This window comes from Burkholderia perseverans (genome assembly GCF_022870505.1).
Lineage (GTDB): Bacteria > Pseudomonadota > Gammaproteobacteria > Burkholderiales > Burkholderiaceae > Burkholderia > Burkholderia plantarii.
The window spans coordinates 3,092,623-3,110,933 of record NZ_CP045094.1; the positions used below are offsets into that span (position 1 = coordinate 3,092,623).

Below are 18,311 nucleotides of genomic sequence, written 5' to 3' on the forward strand. Positions count from 1 at the left end.
GGCCGGTCGATCGGGTTCGCGGACAGCAACCGGCGGCCGCCGGACAGATCGGGGCCGGGCCGGCCGCCGGCTCATTCGCTGCCGAACGTGGTCAGCGTCGATTGCAGCGTCGCGCCGCAGCTCGTCTTGTGGCCGTCGAACGCCACCGCGCGGCCGCCCACGGTGAACTCCGGATTGCCCTCGACGATCACGCAGGCCTGGTGGCCGGCGATCGGACACACGCAGAGGTCGCCGACACGCGCGACGGGCTTGCCGTCCACCAGCAGGCTCGAATCGCCGGTCTGCACCACGCCGCCGTGGCTCGTCGGATCGCCGACGCGAATCACGTTCTTCATCTGATCTCTTCCCGTCTTCCCGGTACGTTGAACGCGCCCACGGGCGCGCGCCTCGATGCGCTCAGGGGTACTGCAACTCGAGCGTCAGGTCGCCCTGGCGCGGATCGAAGGCGAATTCCGCCTTGCCCCACGGGCACGGCTCGAGCGTGGCCTTGGTCGGATGCGGGCTCGCCACCTGCCGCCCGGACGCCGCCGCCACGGCCTGCACGATCTTCGACTCGGTGATGCTGGCGTCGAAGAAGCGGATCAGCTCGAACAGCACGGTCACGCTCCGCACTCGCCCGCCGGACACGTCGATCACGCAGGCGGCCGCATAGCCGCAGAGCGCGACCTTCTTGGTCACGCGGTAGCGCAGCGCGCCGCTGCGCGTGGTCTCGGGCGCGCCGCACAGCGCCTGCACGTCGGCCGCCAGCGCGCCGCCGGCATCGACGTCGATGCGGACCTGTTCGAGGTGGACCGCGCCCGTGGCCCAGTCGATCTGCAATGCGAGTGTCATTTCGAATAACCGATGATTTTTCCGGTGTCGATCAGGTTGCCCTTGTCCTGGTTCTCGACGAAGTATTGAGTGCCGCCGCCGCCGCCCAGATGCGGGTTCGCGCCGGTCTTGCCCTTCGCCACGCAGGTGTCCTTGGCGACGATGTAGGCATGCAGCTGGGTGCGCATCGGGAACGCGCGCGGGCTGTCCCAGTTGTCCTTGTGCGCGACCTGCACCGAATCGTTGTACTCGCGCGCGGTGGACGAGGCCAGCACGCTGCTGCTGGTCACGAAGTAGTTGCCGGGCGCGGGGCCGTGCGGATAGAGCGTGTACAGCACGGTGCCGCGCTTGACCACCACGTTCTCGTACGAATCGACGCCGCTGTACGGGTCGCTGCCCTGCCAGCTGCGCGCCGTGGCGGTCGGATTGCGCCCCTCGCACGGGTTGCACTTCGGGCAGCGGGCCGGCTTGCCGCCCGCGCCGCCGGCACTGCCCGCCCCGCCGGCCGGCGTCGCGGCGAGGCCGAGCGGATCGATCCACTGCACCGGGTTCGGCACATAGGCCAGCTCGTTCAGGCCGCCGAGCAGTTCGGCCGGATCCTTCGACACGTAGCGCCCGACGTCGGCCGCGTAATAGCGGTGGCGATTGTAGGCCAGCCCGCTTTCGTCGTCGAAGTGCTGGCCCTGGAAGCGCAGCGGGTTGCGCACCAGCTCGCCGGTCGCCTTCGAGACCCGCTCGATCACGTCGAGCGCCTCGCCCCAGGCCTTGTAGCGCGCCTCCCAGACGATCTCGCCGAGTTCGTCGGTGATCATGCGCGGCGTGCCGATCTGGTCGCAGTGATAGAACACGAGCCGCGCCTCGGCACCGCGCTCGGGCACGCGCAGCAGCGGGTCGTCCTCGGGCGTGTAGCGCTCGTGCTCGCGCGGCACGGGGGTCGGCATGCCGGCCACGGGCGCGCCCGTGTACTGCGCGAGCGGCACGAAGGTGCCGGCCTCGTAGAGGTAGTGCCGGCTGTACGCGGGGCCGCTTTCGTAGGCGAGCGTGTCGCCGTCCCAGCCGAACACGGTCGCCTGACCGTCCACCACGCGCGCGATGCGCCGTCCGAACGCATCGTAGAAGTAGCGTGCCTCGGTGCGCGCTGCGGCGGTCTCGGACCGCACGCAGACCAGCCGGTTGAAGCTGTCCCACTCGAAGCGCTGCACGCGGCCGGGCGAGCGCTTCTCGGTCACGTTGCCCTGCGCGTCGTACTCGAAATGGGTCCCCGCGTAGTCGCGCAGCAGGTTGCCGAGCACGCGCGGCAGCGGCGCCGCCGGCGTGGTGCCGGGCGGCACGTAGCCGACCGCGCCGGCGATGCTGCCGGCCGCGGGCATGCCCGGTGCTGCCGCGTCGACGAAGTTGCCGGCCGGATCGAACGCGAAGCGCTCGCCGAGGTTCGGCGTGACCGCCTCGACCAGGCGGCCGACCGGGTCGTAGCGGTAGCCGGTGGGGCCCGCGCGGCTGTCGTCCACCTGCGTGAGCTGGCTCGCCGCGTCGTAGCGATAGTGGCGCGAGGCCAGCGCCGAGGGCGCGTCCTCGCGCTGCACGATCTGCTTCGCGAGCCGCCCGGCCGGATCGCGCGTGGTCTCGCGAACCAGCTTGCCGGGCAGCGCGCGGCGCACCTCGCGATGCAGGTCGTCGCGCTCGAACTGCACGCGCTCGTCGCCGTCGAGCACCATGCCGTGAACGTAGCCCGAGCCGTAGGTGAGCCAGTCCACGCGGTGGCCATCGGGCCGCACGGTGCGCACGCGCGCGCCGAGTTCGTCGTAGGCGTGATGCCAGACCACGCTGCGCGCCTCGCCGAACAGCGCGCTCGCGTGATGCTCGCGCACCAGGTTGCCGACCGGATCGTAGAAGTGCTGCACCCGGCTGTGGGCGTTGCGCGCGTCGATCAGGCGGCCGAGCGCGTCGTAGGCGAACCGCTCGTCGACCTCGCCGCTGACGCGGCGCACGAGGCGCCCGCCGCGATCGTATTCGACCTGCGTGAGGCGCCCCGCGTCGTCGATCGAGGCGAGCTGGCCGCTGTCGGCGTCGTACTCGTAGCGCGTGAGCTTGCCGTCGAAGCCGACCGTCTCGAGCAGGCGGCCGAGCGCGTCGTAGCGGAACTGGAAGCTCGCGTGATTCGCGTCGGTCAGGCGCACCAGCCGGCCGATCCGGTCGTAGCCGTAGCTGAGCGTATGGCCGGCCGCGTCGATGCGCGTGCCGATCCGGCCGGCTGCATCGTAGGCGAAGCGCGTGACGCGCTGCAGCGCGTCGGTGCGCGTCAGCAGCCGGCCTTCGGCGTCGTACTGGAAGCGCTCGACGCCGGCCGCGCCGCTCACTTCCTCGAGCGTACCGTTGGCCGCGTAGCGATAGGCGGTGGTGCCACCGGCCGCGTCGGTGGCCGCGAGCAGCCGTCCCTCGGCGTCGTAGGTCCAGGTGCTGGTCTTGCCCGAGCAGTCGGTGTACGACGCGAGCCGGCCCGCGTCGTCATAGGTCATCACCTTGGTGCCGCCCTTCGCGTCGGTCACCTCGACGGGGCGCCCGGCGCCGTCATAGACATAGCGCGTCTTGTGGCCGAGCGGGTCGATGTCGGTCGACACGTTGCCGTGCTCGTCGTACTCGCGCTGCCACGCGTAGCCTTGCGGATCGACCAGCCGGACCATCTGGTCCTTGGCGTCGTAATGCATCTCGAGCACGCTGCCGTCCACGCGCTGGTGGCGCACCAGGTTGTCGCGCGCGTCGTAGTGCATCCGCTCGACGCCGCCGTCGGCATAGGTGTGCTGCACGAGGTTGTGGTTCGCGTCGCGATACATCCACTCCTCGCCGCCGTCCGGATGGATGATGCGGAACGTGTAGCCGTGGCGGTCGTAGTAATGGCGCGTGACGCTGCCGTGCGCATCGGTGACGCTGACCATCCGGAAGTCCGGATGCCAGGCGAAGCGCGTGTCGAAGCTGCCGTCGTCGGCATACTCGCGCACGCACTTCGCCCGGGCGCCGGTGCCGTTCCATTCGAGGTGCATGCCGCGGCCGGTGCGGTCCGTGTAATGCGTGAGCAGGTGATGGCGGTAGCGGTAGTCGCGGCGGTTGTCGTATTCGTCGAACGCCGTCACCAGATCGCCGTCGCGGTCGTAGGCATAGCGCGCGAGCGTGCCGATGCGCGCGCCTTCGCGATCGTGATGCACGGCCTCGACGATGCGGCCCGCGTCGTCGTGCAGGAACGCCACGATCGCCTGCGGCGCGATCAGCCGCGCGAGCCGCCGGCGCGGGTCGTAGTCGAGCGTGATCTGGTTGCCGGCGCGATCCTTGATGAACGCGAGCCGGAACGCGTCACCGTGCTTCTCGTAGGCTTCCAGCGTGTCGTGCGCGCGCGTGAGCGTGAGCCACGTCTCGTCGAGCCGCAGCAGCGTGAAGCCCTCGCCGCGATCGTCGTGCGCCTCGCCCGGCGCGAGCCGCGGGCACTTCACGCTGCGGCCGGTGGCGTCGTGGTAGATGAAATTCGCGGCGTGGATGTCGATGCGCGTCGTGTACGGCGTGATCCAGCGCGCGCCGGTCTCGCCGATCTCGTCGTTGGCGTCGAAGAACGAGCGGTAGGTACGGCTCCAGACCACCGGCATGGTGCCGGGCAGCGCGAAGTCGGGATGGTCGAGCCGCTCGTCGCCGAGCGCATAGCCGACCGAATGGCGCGTGGCCGACTTGGCCGACGACACCGGGCAGCCGAGCTTGCACTGGTTCGGCCCGGGATGCTCGGCATCCTCGGTATGGCGGATGGTTTCCTGCTTGCCCTCGCCTTCCTCGTGATGAACCTTGGTGGTACCGCTCTCCTTCACGCCGGTGGCGTGGCGGCGCTTGCTCTCGATGATGTCGCGCTTCTTCTCGATGGCGAGCTGGATCAGGTTGATGAGCCAGCCGATGGTGCCGGCATCGACGCCGCCGAGCGCGATGATGCGCTGCTTGACGGTCGGGATCATGCCGCGCAGCAGGTTCGCCATCTTCATCAGCGCTTCGCGGTACGGCAGGTCGAGCGCCTTGGCCACCTGCGTGCCGCTGTTGATCACGTCCTTCGCCTCGATCTTCACGAAGTCGACGATCAAATGGCCGAGGCCGCTGAAGGTCTTGCGCGCGTCGTGCGCCGAGAAGCCGTCGGCGATCTGGCTCGCGTGCTGGTCGGCGGCGCGGTAGTTGTGCGCGGTGCTCAGCTCCTTCTCGCCCGCCACCTCGGCGAACAGGTCGGCGAAGCCGTTCAGGAACTTCTCGATGTAGTCGGCGCAGGTCTTGAGGATGCCGTCGAGCTGGCTCTTCATGCCGTCCACGAAGCTCTGGATCTTGCCCGCGAACTGCTCGCTGAGGCTGTCGATCACGGCCTGCAGCAGCGCCGTCTGCATCACCTGGATGGTGGCCTCGCCGATCGCCTTGCCGCTCTCGAGGATCTTCTGGCGCACCAGCTTCAGCACCGGCCGCGCGCCCATCCGGAACTCGGAGGTGGCGGGCGGGATCGGGATGATGCCGATCAGGTCGAGGCCGAGGTTGATCCAGTCGAACAGGTCCGGCTCCTGGCCCTGCTGGTGATGTTCGATCAGGTCCTTGATGTCGAGCACCAGATCGACGGCCGACATGATGTTCGCGACCACCGGCAGCGCGTTGGCCACCATCTCGAGCCGCTCGATCGTGATGATGTCGTGGCTGATGCTGCGCAGCCACCGATCGCAGGCCTTGATGCCGGCGGACACGTCGACGGTTTCGATCTGCAGCAGCGGGCCGACGTAGACGTCGGTCGGTTTGGGCATCAGCACGCCCGCGGAATCAGCCATGACGGTTCCGGTTCGAAAGAAGAAGCCGTCCGGGACTCGCCCCGGCCGGCGTTGACGACGAATGCGAGAAAGCGGGCTACGCCACTACGCCTTGAGCGAGCCCAGTGCACCGACGGCGCCGCGCGCGCCCTGCGCGAGCGTGCTGACCTGCTTGGCGGCCGCGCCGAGCTGGCTCGCCTGGGCGAGCGCGCCGCCGGCGCCGGCCGGCAAGGCCTTCATGGCGGCGCCCTGCGCGAGCCCGAGCGCCTGGCCCGACAGCGCCTGCGCCGCGCCGCCGTTCGCCACCTGCCCGGCCAGCCCCGCGAGCTTCGAGGCGCCCGAGACGGCCGACATCGCGCCCGAGGCCAGCGACGAACCGCCGGCCGCGCCGGCCAGCCCCGAGAGCCCCGATGCCTGCGAGGCCGCGCCCGCGAGCCCCGACGCGGCACCGCCCAAGCCACCCAGACCGCCGAGGCCGCCCGCGGCACCGGCCGCGCCCGCGCCGCCAGCCGCCGCGCCCGGCAGCAGCCCGCCGAGCTGCGACATCGCGGTGGCCGCCGCGTCGCCGCCCTGCGCGGGCTTGGCGGGCCACGCGGCGGACTTGAACACGCTCGCCGGATCGTACTGGTTGCGCGGATCCTCGCCGAACTGCACCTGCGCGGCGCCGGCCGGCAGGCCGCTCACCACGGTCTTGCCGCTCGCGTCGAGCGCGCCCTGGCGCAGCACGCCGCCGTTCGCGTCGAGTATCGAGAACTGGCCGCCCTTCACGGCCTCGCCGTTCGCATATTTGTGCAGCAGTTCGAGCTGGCCCGGCTGGTCGGGGCGCGGCGACGGCAGCGGGTAGCCCATGCTGGCCGGCCCCGCGAACACGTGCGAGGCACCCTTCACGTCGATCCTGCCCGGCGCGTGGATCTCGATGTTGCCGCCGGCGATGCGGATGTAGGCGCCGCCGCTCGTCAGCAGGATGCCCTGGTCGGCCGCGACCTCGATCCGCTCGGTCGAGGACACGATCTTCACGCCCTTCTGCGCGGTCATCTCGATGTTGTCCGACTGCGCCTGGATCTCGACCTTGCCCTTGGCCGCGAACAGCTTCATGCCCGCGTTCTGCACGAACAGGCTCAGCTTCTCGCCGACGCTCGCCAGCAGCGACTTGCCGGCCGCGATGTGGGTGCTCTCGCCGCTCACCAGGTTCACGTGCTGCGACGCCGACACGTGGATCGACTGCTGCGACGACAGCCCGATCGCGGCCGGGCTGCCGAACACCATCACCGGCTGCTGGAACGCATTGGCGCTGCCGGTGCCGCCGCCCGCGGTGTTGCCGCCCGAGGCGGCGGCGCCCGTCACGGTGTTCTGGGTCGCGTCGGTCAGCGCGCGCATCGCGTCGTGCGCGTCCTGCAGGCTCTCGGCCTGGTGCTGGACGCTCGCCTCCGACATCGCCTCGACCACGCTCTCGGCGTTCACCAGCTGCTGCTGGGTCTCCTTCACGTCGAGCGGCTGACTGCCGGCGGCCTTCGGATAGGTCGTCACGTACAGGCCCTGGCTCGCGCGCACCGCGCCGTAGTCGTCGGTGCGCAGGTCGAAGCCGCTGCCGAGGTAGGCGCCGCGCGAGTTGCCGCTCTGGTCGATCAGGTAGCCCAGATGCAGCAGGCTGTTGGCGCTGCTGCTCATCAGCTGCACGCGGTTCTGGCCGGTGGCGTCGTCCATCACCATCTGGTTGTAGCCGCTGCCGCCGTACTCCTTGGAACGATGGCCGGACAGGATGCCGTTGCTGTGCCACTGCGGCTTGACCGCGCCGTTGTAGACGCGGTGCAGCACGATCGGCCGGTCGCAGTCGCCGCCCACGTGGCCGACGATCACTTCCTCGCCCACGCGCGGCATGTGGACCCCGCCGTAGCCGCCGCCCGTGTCGGACTGCGCCACGCGCATCCAGCACGAGGCGCGCTCGTCGCCGTCGTTCAGGCGGTCCCACACGAAGCGCACCTTCACGCGGTTCAACTCGTCGGTGTAGACCTCCTCGCCCGACGGCCCGACCACGATCGCCGTCTCCAGATGCATCTCGGGCTTGTCGTGCTCGAACGGGCTGCGGTACGGCACCGTCATGCGCTGCGCCTCGAGCTCGGCGACGAAGAAGCCTTCGCTGCCGTCGGCATGGCCGACCGTGTTCGCGGCGCCGCGGTTGGCCGCCTTCGCGGCGTCGATGCGCGCCTTCAGGCTGTGCGGGAAGCTGGTCTCGTGATCCGACAGCGGCAGGTTGTTCTCGATGTAGCGCGCGACGCGGATCGTCGCGAACTCGCGCTCGCCGGCCGCGTCGCGATCGTGGACCGGATGGTCGGCGAGCGTGAAGCGCCGCCCCGCGTCGATCCCGTACACGCCGCCCGCGCCGTGGAAGCGCTTGGCACGCGACTCCCATTCCTCGAGTTTCAGCTGCGAGAGGTGATCGCCGCGGTCCTGGTCGAGGTAGGTATAGGCGCCCGTGTAGTGATAGACCTCGAGCTGCGAAGGCAGGTCGCCCTGGTCGCCGCGCGTGGGCAGCGTCGTGCCCTTCGGGTTCGCGGCCGGCGCGGGCGCCTTGTAGTCGAACGTGCGCGTGGTGTGCGTGACGCTCTGCAGCGTGCGCGAGCCCGACCACTGGGTCAGCGCGTTCGCCTCGCTGGCGGCGCCCGCGCGCCAGAACGTGAGCGTGTCCGGCACCAGCCTGTCGAGTGAATGGAGATCGTCGGTGATCACCAGCGTGTGCGATTTGCCGTCCTGCGCGAAGCGCCAGAAGCCGAACAGCCCTTCCGATTCGAGCAGCCGATGCACGAACTGCCAGTCCGTCTCGCTCTGCCGGCAGTACGAGCGCGGCGGCAGCGGCTTCGACAGCTGGAACAGGAACTGCCCCTGCGCCTGCGGATGCGCGTTGAACACGTCGGTGACGATCTGGTCGGCCGGCTGGTCCTGCCAGATCCGCATGTCGCTGCGAAAGCGCAGGAAGTGCATCCACGACGCGAACGTCACCTGGTAGGTGCTGAGGCTGCCGTCGGCGCCGAGCCGGCGCGCGGTGTGGATGTAGCCGTGGGTCGGCAGGTAGGACTGGTCGGCCTGGCGGATCCACAGCGTCACCGGCTGCGCGATCAGCGTCTTCAGCTCGACGTCGCCCGCGCTCGAGACGAGGTCGAGCGTGACCGAATAGTCGCGACCGAGCTCGGCGTGCGTGAGCGCGCGGCGCGGAATCAGCGTGTTGTCGGGTAACGCCGGGATATCGGCCTTCAGCAATCGATCTTGCTGAATCAGCCCCCCCTGAATGGCCTGAGTCAATTGGTCGAGATTCATACGCGGATCACGTGGTCTTTCACTTCGTATGCGCGACGATCCGCGCGGCAATCGAACGGTTCCGGCGCCTTGCGGATTATTACAAAACATGAAATTTACAACAGAATGGCAATGCGCCGGTAATCCTCGCAAAATTTAACGAGTTTGCTTTCGATTGAAACCGAGGAAAGCCTCGATTTTCCCGCTGTCAATTGGAAAATCGGAAACATTTTCAATCGAGTTACCGATTATCGGCATTTAATACCGGTATAAACGGGCTGCAATCATCGGCGCGGCGGCGCCGGCCAGGCTTCGCGAGCCGCCGGCAGCGTGATCGTGACAGTGGTGCCCCGCCACGCGGCGCTCTGCACCCGGATCTCGCCGCGATGGCGCGTGATCACCGCCTTCACGAAGGCCAGCCCGAGTCCGACGCCGCTGGTTTCCGGCTGGCCTTCCAGGCGAAAGCGCCGATAACGCTCGAACAAATGCCGCTGCGCCTCATCGTCGATGCCATAACCATGATCGCGAATCGTGCAGCGCACCGCCGCGCGATTGTCGAGGATTTCCACCGCGCATTCGACGCGGGTATGCGGCGTGGTGTATTTCACCGCATTGCTCAACAGGTTGATCAAGGCCCGCGACAGCAATGCGGGGTCGCCGTGTACCATCGCGTCGTCGCGGCGCGGCACGTCGTCGATCTCGATCTGCCGGTCGCGCGCGACCGGCCAGATCGTGTCGCGCGCCTCGTTGAGCAGATCGCTGAGATTGACCGGGATCGACTCGAATTCGCTGGCCTCCGCGCGCGACACCTGCACGAAGCCGTCGGCCATCGCGAGCGTGTGGCGCGCGAGCTTTTCCACTTTCTCCAGCCGCTGCCGGGCGTCGTCGCCGCTCGCGGACCCGGTCGTGCCGGCGAGCATGATCAGCGAGGTCAGCGGCGCGCGCATGTCGTGCGAGAACAGCATCAGCATGTCGCTGCGCTGGCGCTCCAGCACTTCGCGGCGCGCCTGGGCCGCGCGCAGCATCTCGAACGCGCGATACACGCGCACGAGTTCGGGGCCGGCCGCGGCGGGCGGGCGGATCACCGAGGCGCTGTCGCCGTCGCCGAGCGCGGCGATGCGCTTGCCGAGCACGCCGAGCGGCTTGAGCAGCGCGTTCTGCGCGCCGCGCGCGAACACCAGCAGGATCACGAAGCTCAGCAGCGTCATGGCCACCGACACCACCACCCTGGCCCGCGCGAGGTCGCGCGACGCCACCGCCTCGCGGCTGGCGATCGCCATCGCGCGGTCGCGCAGCAGCTCGGAGGCGCGCAAATACAGCACCGCCTGCCGCGAGAAATCGGCCGCGCTCATCCCGTAGATGCCGTCGCGGCCCGGTGCGACGATCGAGGCGGCCAGCGGCATCAGCCCGCCGCCCATCGAGCCGCGCAGCTCGCGGAAGTCGCGCGCGAGCGGGGCATCGTCGAGATAGGGCTTGATGGTGCTGGTGATCATCGCGCGCAGTTCGTCGATCTGGCCGCTGAGGTGCGCGATCTCCATCAGCGGCTGGTCGGCGAGCGGCTGCCGCGCGAACAGCGCGGCGACCAGCTTCGAGCCGAGGCGGCCCGAATATTCGCGCAGATTGCCGGCCTGACGCGCCAGGATCACCGCTCCCGCCACGCCGGGGTTGTTGCGCGTGAGGCGGATCAGCAGATCGTCGGTCAGCGGCATCAGCGCATCGACGACGGCGAACATTTCGGCCTGCACGTGCCGCAGTTGCGCCGCCTCGCGTTGCGCGGGCGCGCGCGCGGCCAGCGCGTCGACCTCGCGGCGCGCCCGCGCGAGCCGCAGGCCGACCGCATCGATGATCGCCGGCGCGCGTGCCGCCTGCTGGTCGCCGCGCGCGCCCTGCTGCGCGGCGAGCGTGCGAAAGCGCACCAGTGCCTGGTCGGAGGCGGCCCGCGCCACCGCCAGTTCGTAGCGCTCGCGTGCGTCATCGGGCAGCGGGTTGACCAGCAGGTTGTTCATCGGCCCGCGCTCGCTCGACACGATGCTGGCCGCCTCCATCGCGCTGCGCGCCAGCTCGAAGCCCTGCAGGTCGCCGCTGCTCTTGCGGAACCGGTCGACGTTGCCGGCAATGATCGTGGCGCACAGCAGCGCGATGATCGCCGCGACGATCAGGAACCCGATGCGGATCTTCTGGTAGGTGCCGAGGCGCCGTAGCGCCTTCGTCCGGGACCCTTTCAGCAGCCGCGAGCCGGGCATGACGCCGCCCCCCGACGAACCGGGCGGCGCGCGCCGGTCAAACGGCGCCGGCCGCAGGCATCAGGCGCCGGCAGGCCCGGCCGCGCGCGCCGCGTGCCGCTCATCACGCCAACCGGCACGCCAACCCGTGCGGCACCAGCACGCCGTCCGCGTGCCGCCGCGCGGCGGCTCCGCGGCGGCACCTTCCTGTCGTTTTCGGTCAGCTCGTTCATGAAGCGCTCGGCGAATTGCGGATCGACCGGCTGGGCCGGCGCCAACCGGCGGCTCGATGCGACCGGGCCCGGGCTCGCCATCATGGCCGCATCGGCATCGGCACCGGCACCGGCATCGGCGCCCGAAGCCGGACCAATGCCTGGCCCGATGCAGCCGGCGCGGTCCGCCCCGGCCCGACGCCGCCACCGCGGCCTGCCCCGCCGGGGTGTCATCCATCCTGCCGCGCCGGGGTTCGTTTGGCAATCACGGCCCACCCGGAGCTCCGGCGCGCCGCCCATCATGGATGCCGGATGTAGTCGACCAGCGCGCGGGTGTAGGCGTCGGGCCGCCGGTCCAGCAGGCTCACGCCGATCGCGGCCGCGAAGCCGGCCGGCACGCCGAACACGCCCGAGCTGATCGGCTCGATGCCGAACCAGGTCGGCCCGGCGAAACCGGTCAGCTGCGTGAACAGCGGATAGGTCGAGAGGATGTAGTAGACGCACACGCCGAGCCCGGTGACCATGCCGGCCACCGCGCCGCGCGTGGTGGTGCGTTTCCAGAACACCGCGAGCACCAGCACCGGGAAGAAGCTCGAGGCGGCCAGCGAGAACGCCGCGCCGACCAGGAACAGGATCTTGCCGGTGTTCAGCGACGCGACATAGGACGCGAGCAGCGCGACGCCGAGCAGCAGCACCTTCGAGATCGTCACGCGGCGCTGGGCCGTCGCGTCGGGCGCCACCATGTGGTAGTAGACGTCGTGCGAGAGCGCATTGGCGATCGTCAGCAGCAGCCCGTCGGCCGTCGACAGCGCGGCGGCCAGCGCGCCCGCCGCCACCAGCCCCGACATCACGTAGGGCAGCCCGGCGATCTCGGGCGCGGCCAGCACCACGATGTCGGGCTGCATCTGGATGTCGGACCAGTGGACCACGCCATCGCGGATCACGTCCACCACGCCGATCAGGCCCGGCTCGGAATGCTGCCACTGCGTGACCCACGGTGGCAGCGCCGCGAACGGCTGGCCCACCAGATGCGCGAGGATCTCGAACTTGATCAGCACCGCGAGCACCGGCACGGTCAGATAGAACAGCGCGATGAAGAACAGCGTCCAGCCGACCGAGCGCCGCGCGGAGGCGACCGAGGTGGTGGTGTTGTAGCGCGTGAGGATGTGCGGCAGGCTCGCCGTGCCGAGCGACAGGCACAGCAGCAGCGCGAGGAAGTTGCGTTCGCGCGGGCGCTGCTCGTCGTCGCTCGCGGCGGGGAACGGCACGTGCATCGGCAGCGGTTCGGCCGCGCGCGCGAGCAGTTCGTCGCGCGCCTGCTCCCACACCACGCGCGCGGCCGCCGGGTCGCGCGGGAACGCGGCCAGCTCGCGCTCGCGCTGGCTGATCTCGCGCAACGGGCCGTTGCGGCGGCGCAGCGCGTTCAGCTCGTCGGCCAGATGCGCGCGCGCCGCGCCATACGAGGCCGGCAGCCCGTCGATGCGCACCTGCAGCGCCGCCGCGCGATGCCGGAACGCCTCGCGCACCGCGCGCTCGTCGGGCGAGGCGCGGACCTGCGCCTCGAGCGCCTCGACGCGCGCCATCAGGTGCCCGTAGCTGGCCTGCGGCAGCGGCCCGAGCCCGTTCTTCCACGCGATCAGCGACACCGGGATCAGGAACGCGCTGATCAGGATCACGTACTGCGCGACCTGGGTCCAGGTCACCGCGCGCATCCCGCCCAGGAACGAGCAGACCAGGATCCCCGCGAGCCCGCAGAAGATCCCGATCGCGAAATCGACGCCGATGAAGCGCGTCGCGATCAGCCCGATGCCCTGGATCTGCGCGACCAGATAGACGAACGAGCAGAGGATCGCCGCGCCCGCCGCGAGCGCGCGCACCAGCGTGCTCGAGTAGCGCGTGCCGAGGAAGTCGGGAATCGTGTAGCGCGCGAGCTTGCGCACGTAGGGGGCGAGCAGGAACGCGACGAGGCAGAAGCCGCCGGTCCAGCCCATCAGGTAGGCGAGCGCGTCGTAGCCGGTGGCGTAGAGCGAGCCCGCCAGGCCGATGAACGAGGCGGCCGACAGCCAGTCCGCGGCGGTCGCCATGCCGTTGAACGCCGACGGCACGCGCCGCCCGGCCACGTAGTATTCGACCAGGTCCGAGGTGCGCGAGAGCAGCCCGATCACCGCGTAGACGGCGATCGGCACGAACAGGAACACGTAGCCGATCCAGACGCCGGGGCCGGTGGTGCGCTCGATGCGCCAGAGCAGCAGCACGAAGGCGAGGAAGCCGATCGTGTAGCAGGCGTAGGCGCGGATCAGCCGGTGCGTCATCGGCCGCCGCCCGCCGGGCCACTGCCGGGTATGCCGTCGGCGGCGTTGCCGGGCGCACCGCGGGGCTCGCCGCCGCGTCCGGCGGCGGGCGAGGCATGCGCGGCGTAGGCCGCATAGGCGCGGCGCAGCGTGCGGTCGGCACGCTGCATCAGCACCACGTAGACGGCGATCAGCAGCAGGTAGACTAGGATCGCGCCCTGCGCGCCGAGATAGAACGGCAGGCTGAAGCCGGCGAAGCGCAGCGCGGCGAGCGCCGGCGCGAAGAACGGCACGAGGAACGACACCGCGAAGCCGATCGTCATCAGCACCGCGATCAGCGCGAGATTGAAGCGCCAGTAGCGCGCGTGCGCGCGTGCCAGCTCGTCCGGCACGGGCGGCGGCGCGGTGCGGTGCGAGGAGGTCGAAGTCGGCGTCGGAGCGGCCGTCGACGCCGGGCGGGAGCGTGAGGGAGCGGGCATCCGCTTATCTAACAAAAAAGCCCCCGCGCGGGCAATCGGGATTGCCGCGCAGGGGCGCGCCGCCGGGTGAGCAATGCCGCGCCTGCCGAGCGCGGCGCCGGCTCGCTCAGCGCACTTCGGCGAGCTGCTCGAGGATCGCCGGGTTCTCCAGCGTCGAGGTGTCCTGGGTGACCGCCTCGCCCTTGGCCAGCGAGCGCAGCAGGCGCCGCATGATCTTGCCGGAGCGCGTCTTGGGCAGGTTGTCGCCGAAGCGGATGTCCTTGGGCTTCGCGATCGGACCGATCTCCTTGCCGACCCAGTCGCGCAGCGTCTTCGCGATCTGCTGCGCCTCCTCGCCTTCCGGGCGCGTGCGCTTGAGCACCACGAACGCGACCACCGCTTCGCCCGTCATGTCGTCGGGGCGGCCCACCACGGCCGCCTCGGCCACCAGTTCGTGCGAGACCAGCGCCGATTCGATCTCCATCGTGCCGAGCCGGTGCCCCGACACGTTCAGCACGTCGTCGATGCGGCCCATGATGGTGAAGTAGCCGGTGTCCCTGTCGCGCACCGTGCCGTCGCCGGCCAGATAAAGCCGCCCGCCCAGTTCGTCGGGGAAGTAGCTCTTGCGGAACCGGTCGGGATCGCCCCAGATGGTGCGCGCCATCGCGGGCCACGGCCGCTTGATCACGAGGATCCCGCCCTGCCCGTTCGGCACGTCCTGGCCGGTTTCGTCGACCACCGCCGCCATGATGCCCGGCAGCCCCAGCGTGCAGGAGCCCGGCACGGTCGGCGTGGCGCCCGGCAGCGGCGTGATCATGTGGCCGCCCGTCTCGGTCTGGAACCAGGTATCGACGATCGGGCAACGCTCGCCGCCGACGTTCTTGTGATACCACATCCACGATTCCGGATTGATCGGCTCGCCCACCGTGCCGATGATGCGCAGGCTCGACAGGTCGTATTGCGACGGATGGGCCGCCTCGTCGGCGCCCGAGGCCTTGATCAGCGAGCGGATCGCGGTGGGCGCCGTGTAGAACACGGTGACCTTGTGGTCGGCCACCATCTTCCAGAAGCGGCCCGCGTTCGGATAGGTCGGCACGCCCTCGAACACCACCTGCGTCGAACAGGTCGCGAGCGGCCCGTAGGTGATATAGGTGTGGCCGGTGATCCAGCCGATGTCGGCGGTGCACCAGAACACGTCGTCGGGCTTGCGGTCGAAGGTCCAGTCCATCGTCAGCGCGGCCCACAGCAGGTAGCCGCCGGTGCTGTGCTGCAGCCCCTTCGGCTTGCCGGTCGAGCCCGAGGTGTAGAGGATGAACAGCGGATGCTCGGCGCCGACCCATTCCGGTTCGCAGGTGTCGGGCTGGTTCGCGGTGATCTCGTCCATCCACAGGTCGCGACCTTCGTGCCAGGCGACCTCGCCGCCCGTGCGGCGATAGACGATCACGCTCTTCACGGCCTCGCAGCCGCCCAGCGCGATCGCGTCGTCGGCGATGCTCTTGATCGGCAGCGTCTTGCCGCCGCGCAACTGCTCGTCGGCCGTGATCAGCGCGCAGGCGCCCACGTCCACCAGCCGCTCGTTGAGCGACTTCGCCGAGAAGCCGCCGAACACCACCGAGTGCGTCGCGCCGATCCGCGCGCAGGCCTGCATCGCGACGATGCCCTCGATCGACATCGGGATGTAGATGATCACGCGGTCACCCTTGCCGATGCCGCGCGCCTTCAGCGCGTTGGCGAGGCGGCACACGCGCGCCAGCAGTTCGGTGTAGGTGACGCGCGTGACGGCGCCGTCGTCGGCCTCGAAGATCACGGCGACGCGCTCGCCGCGCCCGGCGGCCACGTGGCGGTCGAGACAGTTGTAGGAGGCGTTCAGCTCGCCGTCCTCGAACCACTTGTAGAACGGCGCGTTCGACTCGTCGAGCACGGTCGAGAACGGCTTGTGCCAGTCGAGCGACTCGCGCGCGAGACGCGCCCAGAAGCCTTCGTAATCGCGGCCGGCCTCGTCGACCAGCGCGCGGTACGCGTCCATGCCGGAAATGTTGGCCGCCTGTTCGACGCTGGCGGGCGGAGCAAACTGACGGCGTTCGTGCAGAACCGATTCAATCGCAGACATCGACTACCCCTTGATGAAGGTGAAACCCACTGCATGACGGCGCGCGGATCGCGCACCGCACACGGCGCGGTGAAGCTCGCGCGCCGTGCCTCCTGAAAGCGCCGCGGCCGGCATCGCGGCGGGCGGCGCATCTTGCGTTGCTGTCTCTTTCTGTTGCATGCCACTCGACGTGCATGCCGCGCGGCGGGCGCTGCGCCTGGCACGCGCCGTCCGCCATGCTGCGGCGCCGCATGAAGCGGTACCCGCGGGCGTGTCGGACACGATAAGCTGCGCAACTTACCCGCCACTTACGCGCACTTGAGCACACTGGCCGGCACGCCCGCCGCGCCGGGGGCCGGCGCCGCGCGGGTCGTTACAATGCTAACTGAACTCAACGCCCGGATTCCAGCTTGAATCGCTACGCTCTCTTTCTGATTCTGTCGATGCTGCTCGTCGGCAGCAACGTCGGTGTCGGCAAGTCCATCGTCGTGGTGATGCCCGTCGCCATCCTCGCCACGCTGCGCTTCGTGATCGCCAACGCGGTGCTCTGGCCGCTCTGGCGGCCCTCGAAGATGCGCGCCGTGAGCCGCGCCGAATGGCTGAACCTGTTCCTGCAGGCGCTGTTCGGCACGTTCCTGTTCACGCTGCTGATGCTCAACGGCGTGCAGCGCACCAGCGCGGTGGCGGCCGGCGTGATCACCAGCACCATCCCCGCCGTAGTCGCGCTGTTCGCCTGGCTGTTCCTGCGCGAGCGTCCCGACGGCCGCGCGCTGCTGTCGATCGCGCTCGCCATCGTCGGCGTGGTCACCATCAACGTGGTCCACGGCCAGGGCGAGCCGGCCGGCGCGACGCCCGGCTCGCTCACCGGCAACCTGCTGATCCTCGGCGCCGTATGCTGCGAATCGTTCTACGTGATCCTGTCGCGCCGGCTCACCAGGACGCTGCGCGCGCTCGACATCTGCGCCTACACGCACCTGTTCGGCATGCTGCTGATGCTGCCGCTCGGGCTGCTGGCGCTGCCGCATTTCGACTACGCGGCGGTGCCGGCCGGCACCTGGGCGCTCGTCGTCTGGTACGCGCTCGCCGCCAGCATCTTCTCGTTCACGCTGTGGATGATCGGCATCCGGCACGTGCCGGGCAGCCTCGCCGGCGTGTTCAGCGCGGTGCTGCCGATCTCGGCCGCGATCTACGGAATCACGTTCCTGGGCGAGCGCCCGACGCTCGCGCACGGCTTCGCGCTGGCCTGCGTCGTCACCGGCATCCTGCTCGCGAGCCTGAAGCCGCGCCGCACGCCGAACCCGCTGTCCTGAACGCGCGGCCGGCAGGCGCCGGCCACGCGCTTGGCCGCCGCCACCTCACGCTGCGGCCCCGTGCCCGGTCGCCGGCACCCGCGGCCGGCCGGGCGCGCCGATGCCGTCCGCCCGGCGGGCACGTTACAATAGCGCGCCTTTCCGGCACGTCCCCCAAGACACAAGCGCTCCAAGCCGCCCGACCATGTCCGCTCCGCAGACCAATCCGCATGCCTCGCCCGTTCGCCGCCGCAAGATGAGGCCGCTCCCGTCCCTCATTTTCATGAGCCGCTGGCTGCAGGTGCCGCTCTATCTGGGCCTGATCGTCGCGCAGGGCATCTACGTCTACCTGTTCCTGAAGGAAGTCTGGCACCTGCTCTCGCACGCGAGCTCGCTCGACGAGACCAACGTGATGCTGGCCGTGCTCGGGCTGATCGACGTGGTGATGATCTCGAACCTGCTGATCATGGTGATCGTGGGCGGCTACGAAACCTTCGTCTCGCGCCTCGGCGTGGAGGGCCACCCCGACGAGCCCGAGTGGCTCGACCACGTGAACGCCGGCGTACTGAAAGTGAAACTGTCGATGGCGCTGATCAGCATTTCATCGATTCATCTGCTGAAAACCTTCATCGATCCGGACCAGCATTCGCAGCACGCCATCATGTGGCAGGTGCTGATCCACCTGTCGTTCCTGGTGTCGGCGCTCGTGATGGCCTGGGTCGACCGCCTCACGACGCATACCCATCCGAAGCATTTCGACGAGGTGCCGCACGCGCCTCGCGAGCCGGCCTGACAAGGCCGGCAAGGGCCGGCACCAGACCGGCCCGATGATTTTTTACACAAA

Annotated in this window: 10 protein-coding genes; 2 read left to right on the top strand and 8 right to left on the bottom strand. The window is 69.8% G+C overall.

What is annotated here, in order from left to right; genetic code table 11:
* Positions 1-71: 71 nt before the first annotated feature.
* The 8 genes from BpN12_RS28220 to acs all read right to left on the bottom strand — a co-directional run bounded on the left by BpN12_RS28220 (position 72) and on the right by acs (position 16,199).
* The gene (locus tag BpN12_RS28220; protein ID WP_042625545.1) at positions 72-335 is read right to left on the bottom strand and encodes a PAAR domain-containing protein; all 264 of its coding nucleotides are present in this window, start codon (positions 333-335) and stop codon (positions 72-74) included.
* 61 nt (positions 336-396) lie between these two features.
* A complete protein-coding gene (locus tag BpN12_RS28225; RefSeq protein ID WP_246795471.1) occupies positions 397-831 on the bottom strand; it encodes a hypothetical protein in 435 nt (144 codons plus the stop codon).
* Positions 828-5,636: an RHS repeat-associated core domain-containing protein gene (locus BpN12_RS28230; protein WP_246795472.1), complete on the bottom strand. Its 4,809-nt coding sequence runs from the start codon at positions 5,634-5,636 to the stop codon at positions 828-830. Before BpN12_RS28230 ends, BpN12_RS28225 begins: the two co-directional genes overlap by 4 nt.
* 84 nt (positions 5,637-5,720) lie before the next feature.
* Positions 5,721-8,927, bottom strand: a complete 3,207-nt coding sequence (locus tag BpN12_RS28235) for a type VI secretion system Vgr family protein (protein WP_246795473.1) — start codon at positions 8,925-8,927, stop codon at positions 5,721-5,723.
* Between the two features lie 263 nt (positions 8,928-9,190).
* Entirely contained in the window at positions 9,191-11,149 is a 1,959-nt protein-coding gene (locus BpN12_RS28240; RefSeq protein ID WP_246795474.1) for a sensor histidine kinase, read from the bottom strand.
* 490 nt (positions 11,150-11,639) lie between these two features.
* Positions 11,640-13,652, bottom strand: a complete 2,013-nt coding sequence (locus BpN12_RS28245) for a sodium:solute symporter family protein (RefSeq protein ID WP_246795475.1) — start codon at positions 13,650-13,652, stop codon at positions 11,640-11,642.
* The gene (locus BpN12_RS28250) at positions 13,649-14,110 is read right to left on the bottom strand and encodes a DUF4212 domain-containing protein (protein WP_425306332.1); all 462 of its coding nucleotides are present in this window, start codon (positions 14,108-14,110) and stop codon (positions 13,649-13,651) included. The genes BpN12_RS28245 and BpN12_RS28250 overlap by 4 nt, the downstream gene beginning before the upstream one ends.
* Positions 14,111-14,216: 106 nt before the next feature.
* Positions 14,217-16,199 carry an acetate--CoA ligase gene (acs, locus tag BpN12_RS28255; RefSeq protein WP_246795476.1) on the bottom strand — a complete coding sequence of 661 codons (1,983 nt, stop codon included), beginning with the start codon at positions 16,197-16,199 and terminating at the stop codon, positions 14,217-14,219.
* 389 nt (positions 16,200-16,588) lie between these two features.
* Between acs and BpN12_RS28260 the strand changes: the two genes are divergently transcribed.
* Both BpN12_RS28260 and BpN12_RS28265 read left to right on the top strand, forming a co-directional pair.
* Positions 16,589-17,488, top strand: coding sequence for a DMT family transporter (locus BpN12_RS28260; RefSeq protein WP_246795477.1), 900 nt, complete (start codon positions 16,589-16,591; stop codon positions 17,486-17,488).
* Between the two features lie 184 nt (positions 17,489-17,672).
* A complete protein-coding gene (locus tag BpN12_RS28265; protein WP_246795478.1) occupies positions 17,673-18,260 on the top strand; it encodes a TIGR00645 family protein in 588 nt (195 codons plus the stop codon).
* Positions 18,261-18,311 lie beyond the last annotated feature (51 nt).